Source organism: Sporomusa malonica, assembly GCF_900176355.1.
Taxonomy (GTDB): Bacteria; Bacillota; Negativicutes; order Sporomusales; family Sporomusaceae; genus Sporomusa; species Sporomusa malonica.
The window spans coordinates 1-1,969 of the sequence record NZ_FWXI01000059.1 but is presented as its reverse complement, the minus strand read 5'-3'; the positions used below and the strand labels follow the sequence as shown (position 1 = coordinate 1,969).

Below are 1,969 nucleotides of genomic sequence, written 5' to 3'. Positions count from 1 at the left end.
TCTGTAGTTTTAGATGACAAGAATCCACTTTTTTTCTTATGGGTTTGAACGAGTGACTCATGTTTTTCTTTGACTTCTTGGAGAGTAACATCGTTATCCGCGTCAATTAAAATCTTACCGCTGTCGCTATAAATATTACTTCCGGCAATTGTGATATTGCCACTGTTGGCATTGGGTGCAACAGGGTTAACCGCTGTAATATTGACGTTGCCGCCAGCCTGTAGGGTGCTACCGATAACAGTTTCATCATCTGTGCGGGTTCTCTTCCAGTTCCCGCTTGTTCCTACCTTTATATCTTCTAGCGTCTCGTCCTTGACTGCACTAATGTTAATATTGCCGGCAATGGATGTGAGAGTAAGGTCATTGCCTGCTTCAACTTGAGCGCCACTCAGATTGGCATCTTGCTGACTTGTCATTGTTATGTTGCCACCAGCTTTGATGCTGCTAACTACATTGGTCGTTGTATCCGTCAGATAATTCTTGGCGGTGGTTTTATCATTTGTAACTACCGCTGTAACGTTTAAATTACGACCAGCGTCAAGAGTGATATCTTCACCTGCCGAAACCTTCCCGCCAGTAATGTTTACATCTCGTTTCGCATCGATGGTTAAATTCCCTGTAGCACTAATTTCTGCAGTTTGACCAGCTATTGTTCTAATGTCGTTTCCGGCTTTTAAATTTTCTCCGGTTTTGGCTACATAGGTTGTCGTTTCATTTTTGATATCACGACCAGCAACAAGGTTGACCGTTCCCCCTGTGATTTTACTGTTCTGGTTGACTATATCCTGATCAGTTGTAATCTGGACATTTTCCGCAGTGATTATTGCCCCATTTGATCTCAGACTGTTTGTTTGATTGGGTGCAAGATAAACTACCGGTACAAGTACCTTCTGACCCTGCACTTCTTGCTCTACCATCCACACCATGTTGGAAGTAAGATGTGCCATTTGCGCTGCCGTTAGGGCTACGCCTACCTGCAAGTTGAACTGCTTAGCATAGGTTGTACCGCTATCCATTAACGCTTTGTATTGATCCTCGTTTGAGGAGTATTCTCCTAGAAATTGCTTTCCAGTCAACTGACTAACCTGATCACGAATCAGTTTCTGCTGGTAAAAAGCATCACCGATTTGTTTCATTGTTTTTGCCGGATCTAAGCCCAAGTTTTGTAGCATATAATCGCTTGAAATAAAGTTTTTGTAATTTGCAAATCTAGGATCAGTCTCTACTAAATAGCGACTACTCGGTTCTGTATGGATAGTATAGAGACCATTCGAGGGCAACGTGATGTTCATGCCATTCTTGTTTACTACGTTAGAAGCAGTACTATTGGTCCCAGCTTGTCCGACTGCTGCCGTGTTACCTGTTGACGTATTACTAGGGTTGATAGTAGTGCTACTTTTTTGTCCTAAGGTCGTGCTGCCTTGTAAAGTGGTATTTCTTCCTGATTCTGCCTGAATATTGGAGAGAGTACTATGCTGCTCGGCCTGTCCTACTGCTGCCGTGTTACCAACTGGCGTACTACTGGGATTGATAGTAGTGCTACCGTTTTTCCCTAAAGTTGTACTGCCTTGTATAGTAGTATCTCCTAGTACTGTTTGAATTTCCGATACTTTCGATTGTTGCGTAGATTGTAAATTTGAAAAGTTTCCCCCACTGCCAATTTGGTTAACTGCCGAATCTAACCCCATTTGTTGCAATATATTGTTATTTCCGCTACCTACGCCCGACACTGAATTGCTTTGCCCAGATTGTCCTATCGATGTCTGGTTATTTACCGGTGTATTACCAGGGTTTATAGTAGTACCACCATTTTGAGCCAGTATTGAGTTGCCTTGCAGAGTGGTATTTCCTATGACAGTTTGGATTTTCGACACATTAGATTGTTGCGTAGATTGTAAAGTAGAAAAATTGCCCCCAGTAACGCTCGTGGGATTCTTAGTAATGTTGTTTACACTGGGTGCATGGATGA

The 1,969-nt window shown here is 42.6% G+C and carries 1 protein-coding gene; it reads right to left on the bottom strand.

The features are described 5' to 3' along the window. Positions 1-1,874, bottom strand: a 1,874-nt coding sequence (locus B9A22_RS24750; RefSeq protein ID WP_176215690.1) for a beta strand repeat-containing protein, incomplete at its 3' end; no start/stop codon positions are given. Positions 1,875-1,969: the final 95 nt, after the last annotated feature.